4 protein-coding genes are annotated in these 5,266 nt (G+C 67.9%); 3 read left to right on the top strand and 1 reads right to left on the bottom strand.

The annotated features are described in order from the left end of the window. From hemH to VNR91_RS00800, 3 genes are all read left to right on the top strand, one after another. The coding region (hemH, locus tag VNR91_RS00810) for a ferrochelatase (RefSeq protein ID WP_325488897.1) at positions 1–675 on the top strand (675 nt) is incomplete at its 5' end. A gap of 28 nt (positions 676–703) precedes the next feature. Then, complete coding sequence (phbB, locus tag VNR91_RS00805) at positions 704–1,426, top strand: acetoacetyl-CoA reductase (protein WP_325488896.1); 723 nt, start codon at positions 704–706, stop codon at positions 1,424–1,426. A gap of 250 nt (positions 1,427–1,676) precedes the next feature. Next, positions 1,677–3,359 carry an ATP-binding protein gene (locus tag VNR91_RS00800; RefSeq protein ID WP_325488895.1) on the top strand — a complete coding sequence of 561 codons (1,683 nt, stop codon included), beginning with the start codon at positions 1,677–1,679 and terminating at the stop codon, positions 3,357–3,359. Between the two features lie 181 nt (positions 3,360–3,540). Here the strand turns inward: VNR91_RS00800 and VNR91_RS00795 are convergent. Further along, on the bottom strand, positions 3,541–5,266 hold a 1,726-nt coding region (locus VNR91_RS00795), incomplete at its 5' end, for a M16 family metallopeptidase (RefSeq protein ID WP_325488894.1).

Here is a 5,266-nt window from a genome sequence, read left to right as displayed (position 1 = left end):
TATGGCAACCCGGCGATCGCCGACCGGCTGGCCGCGCTCAAGGCGGCGGGGTGCGAGCGCGTGCTGATCGCGCCGCTCTATCCGCAATATTGCGCGGCGACCACCGCCACCGCCAGTGATCGTGCGTTCGCCGCGCTCCGGGAGATGCGCTGGCAGCCGGCGCTGCGCACGTTGCCGCCCTATTACGACGATCCCGCGCATATCGCCGCGCTGGCGGCGTCGGTGGAACGGTCGCTCGCCACGCTCGATTTCGCGCCCGATGCGATCGTCGCCAGCTTCCACGGGATGCCGCAGCGCACGCTGGAACTGGGCGACCCCTATCACTGCCAATGTCAAAAGACCGCGCGACTGTTATCTGCGGCGCTGGGGCGTGACCTTGTCGTTACCTTCCAGTCACGGTTCGGGCGGGCGAAGTGGCTGGAGCCGGCCACCGACGCGACGCTGGCCGCGCTGCCGGGGCGGGGCATCCGCCGGGTCGCGATCGTCGCGCCGGGCTTCGCCGCCGACTGTGTCGAGACGCTGGAGGAACTGGCGATCCGCGGGCGGCGGACCTTCATGGACGCCGGCGGCACCGATTTCGCGGCGCTGCCGTGTCTCAACGCCAGTCGCGAAGGTGTCGCAATGTTACGCCATCTGCTCGCGCGCGATCTTGCGGGCTGGATCGACCCCGCCTAGCTTCGGAGCGAATAGCAAGGAGAGGCTCATGGCACGGGTAGCGATCGTCACGGGTGGTACGCGCGGAATCGGGGAAGCGATCAGCACCGCGCTCAGGGACAATGGGATGACCGTCGCCGCCAACTATGCCGGCAATGACGAACGCGCGCGCGAATTCACCGAACGCACCGGGATCAAGGCGTTCAAATGGGACGTCGGCGATTATGACGCCTGCCAGGCGGGCGCGAAGGCGGTCGAGGACGCGCTCGGCCCGGTCGACGTGCTGGTCAACAACGCCGGCATCACCCGCGACGGTACCATCCTCAAGATGAGCTACGAGATGTGGGACGAGGTGATGCGCACCAACCTCGGCGGCTGCTTCAACATGGCCAAGGCGGTGTTTCCCGGAATGCGGGAACGCAAATGGGGCCGGATCGTCAACATCGGATCGATCAACGGCCAGGCTGGGCAATATGGCCAGGTCAACTATGCCGCCGCCAAATCGGGCATCCACGGCTTCACCAAGGCGCTGGCGCAGGAAGGCGCGCGGGCCGGGGTGACGGTCAACGCGATCGCGCCGGGCTATATCGACACCGACATGGTCGCGGCGGTGCCGGCGGACGTGCTGGAGAAGATCGTCGCCAAGATTCCGGTAGGCCGGCTGGGCCAGGCCAGTGAGATCGCGCGCGGCGTCGCCTTCCTTTGTTCGGACGACGGCGGCTTCGTCACCGGATCGACGCTCAGCATCAACGGCGGGCAGCATATGTACTGACGCGCCCGGACGTTCACGCGAAGCCGCGAAGAAGGGTTGGTTTCGCGCCGGGGCGCGGAGACGTGGAGGGTCGTCCGGCGGCGCCAGCAGGCCTTCAGCCCATTCGGGATCGCTGAGCGTTGGCTACTGTCCGCACTTGGGGAGTCCGTTTGAGGTGGAGTCCTGATTCAAGGCCCCGCCCCGGGGCGGGGCAGCGAACGCAATCTTTACGATTTTCGCGCCATATCTGCCCGATGAGGGAGCCGTCCGCATGGCCGAATTGTTGAGCACGCACGGCTTCGATAGCGCATCGCAAGCGGGATCGGGCGGCGCGGCGTCGTTCGCCGCGCGCGGCGCCGACCTCGAGATCGGCGCGGTGTTCGAGATCGCCGGATCGAGCAGCCAGGTGCTGCTCGACCTGACCCGCATCGACTCGCTCGCGCAACATGACGACGTGGCGATCGCCAGCGCCGGACAGGTCGGCAGCCAGATCAAGATGCAGGTCGGATCGAGCTGGCTGATCGCCAACATCCGCGCGCTGCGGCTGTCGGAAACGCACGACAATCGCGTGATTGCGCAGGTCGATTTCCTGGGCGAGGGCGATCAGGAAAAGCTGACCGGCAAGCTCTATCGCTTCCGCCGCGGCGTCACCCGCTATCCCACGCCCGGCACGATGGTGTTCCCGGTCTCGACCGGCGACCTCAAGCAGATTTATGCCGCCGACGACCGCGCCCATGTCGAGATCGGCAACGTCTATCCGACCAAGGACATCCGCGCCGCGCTGTACATCGACGCGATGCTGGGCAAGCATTTCGCGCTGCTGGGATCGACCGGCACTGGCAAGTCCACCGCCGCCGCGCTGATCCTGCACCGCATCTGCGAGCTGGCGCCCGACGGCCACATCGTCATGATCGATCCGCACGGCGAATATGGAGCGGCGTTCAAGACCACCGGCGCGATCTACGACGTCTCCAATCTGGCGATGCCCTATTGGCTGATGAACTTCGAGGAACATTGCGAGGTGTTCGTCACCACCGACGGTTCCGATCGCCAGACCGATTCGGATATCCTCGCCAAATGCCTGCTCGCCGCCAAGGGCAAGAACCGGCTGGCGGCGGAGATCGGCAAGCTGACCGTCGATTCGCCGATCCCCTACCTGCTGTCCGACCTGGTCAACCTGATCCAGCTCGAAATGGGCAAGCTCGACCGCGCCGGCGACACCGCGCCCTATATGCGGCTCAAGACCAAGATCGACGAGATCAAGGCCGATCCGCGCTATTCGTTCATGTTCTCGGGAATGCTGGTCGCCGATACGATGGCATCGTTCCTCGGCCGCGTGTTCCGCCTGCCCAGCGACGGCAAGCCGATCTCGATCATCGACGTGTCGGGCGTGCCGAGCGAGATCACGTCGGTGGTGGTGGCGGTTCTCAGCCGGATGGTGTTCGACTTCGCGATCTGGTCGCGCAGCGAGCATCCGCGCCCGATCCTGCTGGTGTGCGAGGAAGCGCACCGCTACGTCCCCAATGAGCGCAACGCCGATCGCTCGTCGGTCGGCCGCATCCTCAGCCGCATCGCCAAGGAAGGCCGCAAATACGGCGTGTCGCTGGGGCTGATCACCCAGCGTCCGTCCGACCTGGCCGAAGGCGTGCTGTCGCAGTGCGGCACGATCATCTCGATGCGGCTCAACAACGATCGCGACCAGGCCTATGTCCGCGCGGCGATGCCGGAAGGCGCGCGCGGCTTCCTCGATTCGATCCCGGCGCTCCGGAACCGCGAATGCATCGTCTGCGGCGAAGGCGTGGCGACCCCGGTGCGCGTGCTGTTCGATACGCTGGAGGAAGTGCGCCGGCCGGCATCGGGCGATCCGATGTTCTCCCAATTATGGCGCGAGACCGGCGGCGAGGACGCGCTGATCGACCGCACCATCAAACGCTGGCGCGCGCAGGGGCGGTAGAGCGGCCCGCGCCCCGAGCGTCGAGCGACGGGTCGAGATTTCAGGCGACAGGTTGGGATTTCATCCGTCATCCCGGCGAAAGCCGGAATCCCCGGAATCCAGAGCCGAAAGGGGCATCGCCGTACCCCTGGATACCGGGTCAAGCCCGGGATGACGCGCTGGTTGATGGGGCCGGGTCACCTCAAGGCGCAGGGCTGTCCTGTTTGGCGACGGCGGCGATCGCGGCCGGCGATCCCTCGGGCAGCACCACCAGCGACCAGTCCTTGTCCGGGCGCAGATAGCGCGCGGCGAGCGCCTGGATCTCCTGTGGGGTGATCTGGCCGAGGTCGCTGGCCAGCGTGTCGAGCGCCTTCAGCCGGCGCGGGTCCTGCGTGCCGCCTTCGGTCTGCTGCAGCCAGAACATGTTGCCGGTCGACATCCGCATCAGCTGTTGCCCGATCGGCACCAGCGAACGGCGCAGCTCGTCGATCTCGACCGGCTTGGCGACCAGATCGGCGGCGATGCCGCGCGCGAGCTGGAAGAAGAAATCGGTCTTGTCCGGCGGCACCATGCCGATCGCGATGATCCGCCCGCCGCCGGGCATCCCGACCGGCCAGCTCGAATCGACGTTGGGCGTGTAGCTGATCCCCGCCTGGCTGCGCAGCTGATCGAGCAACCGGTCGCGGAAGATCGCGGCGAGCACCTCGATCCGGCGCCCTTCGGACAGCCCCTCGATCCCGCCGCCGGTCGGCCAGGCGATCACCGCCGCCGCCTGGGTGTCGCGGCCGGTGTGGGTACGCACCACCGGATGGGCGACGTGCGCGGGAAAGCTGGCGCCGGGCGACACCGGCGGCGCCGCCTTGCGCGGCTTGAGCGCGCCAAAGGTGCGGGCGACCGCGTCGATCGCCGCGTCGGTCTTCATGTCGCCAAAGATCTGGACCTCGATCGGTCCCTCCCCGAGCAACGGCTCCCACAGCGCGCGGAAGCCGGCGGCGTCGAGCTGTTCGATCTGCTCGCGCGTCGGTGTGCCCCACCTCTGGTCGCCGCCGTGGAGCAGCCGCTCGAGGTCGCGGCCGAGCACCGCGTCGGGCGACGCGCCGAGCGACGGATAGCTCGCCAGCATCACCGCGCGCGCGCGCGCCACCGGCTTGGGATCCCAGCCGGGCGATTGCAGCTTGGTCGCGAACAGCTTGAGCTGGTCGGCAAGGTCGTCGGCCGAGGTGGTCGCGCCGACGACGAAGGCATCGTCGTCGATCGCGAAGTCATAGCCGATCCGGCGCCCGCCGATCAGCCGGTCGATCTCCTCCTGCCCGATCTTGCCGATGCCGCTGGGCAGCAGCGCGAGGTCGCCGGCAAAGGCCGGGGTCGGCCGGTCGGCCGGCAACGCTGCCAGCCCGCGACCGAAACGGACGCGGACGTAGACCCGGCTCGCCTCCGACGGATTCTCGAACAGCAGCAGCGTGACGCCGTTGGCGAATTCGATCCGCTCCATCTTGGGATCGGTGACCGCGACGGCGCGGCTGGTCACCTTGCCCTTGGCGCCCAGGCGCGGGAGCTTGTCGAAGCTGACCTTGGCGGCCTGGCCGGCGCCCTCGCTGCCGCCCTTGACGTCGGTGGCGATCGCCGCCGCCAGCGTCGCCGCGACATTGTCGCCCGGCGTACGCGTGTTGACCACGGCGCGCAGCGCGGTGCCGGCGAACACCACCTTGGCCGATGCCTGCACCGCGGCGGGGTTGAAGAACCCCTTTTTCACCGCGTCCTGGAGGATGGCGTAGCTGGCCGCCATCGTCGTGGTGGTCTCCTTGATATCGACCGCGTCGACCAGGTCGTCGGCCTTTTTCGATCCGGCCTCGACCCGCGCGCTGGCGACGGCGGCGCGCATCCCGGCGTCGATCTCGCCGACCTCACGGTCGATCTCGGCCTGGGTC

Origin of the sequence: Sphingomonas sp. (genome assembly GCF_035555815.1) — a bacterium.
In the GTDB taxonomy this organism is placed as follows: Bacteria; Pseudomonadota; Alphaproteobacteria; order Sphingomonadales; family Sphingomonadaceae; genus Sphingomonas.
The sequence above is the reverse complement of the archived record's forward strand: the minus strand, read 5'-3'. Positions and strand labels throughout refer to the sequence as shown.

What these genes read in the sequence shown, in the direction of transcription:
- VNR91_RS00800 (WP_325488895.1), top strand. Translation starts at nt 1,677, where the DNA reads ATGGCCGAATTGTTGAGCACGCACGGCTTCGATAGCGCATCGCAAGCG.
- phbB (WP_325488896.1), top strand. Translation starts at nt 704, where the DNA reads ATGGCACGGGTAGCGATCGTCACGGGTGGTACGCGCGGAATCGGGGAA.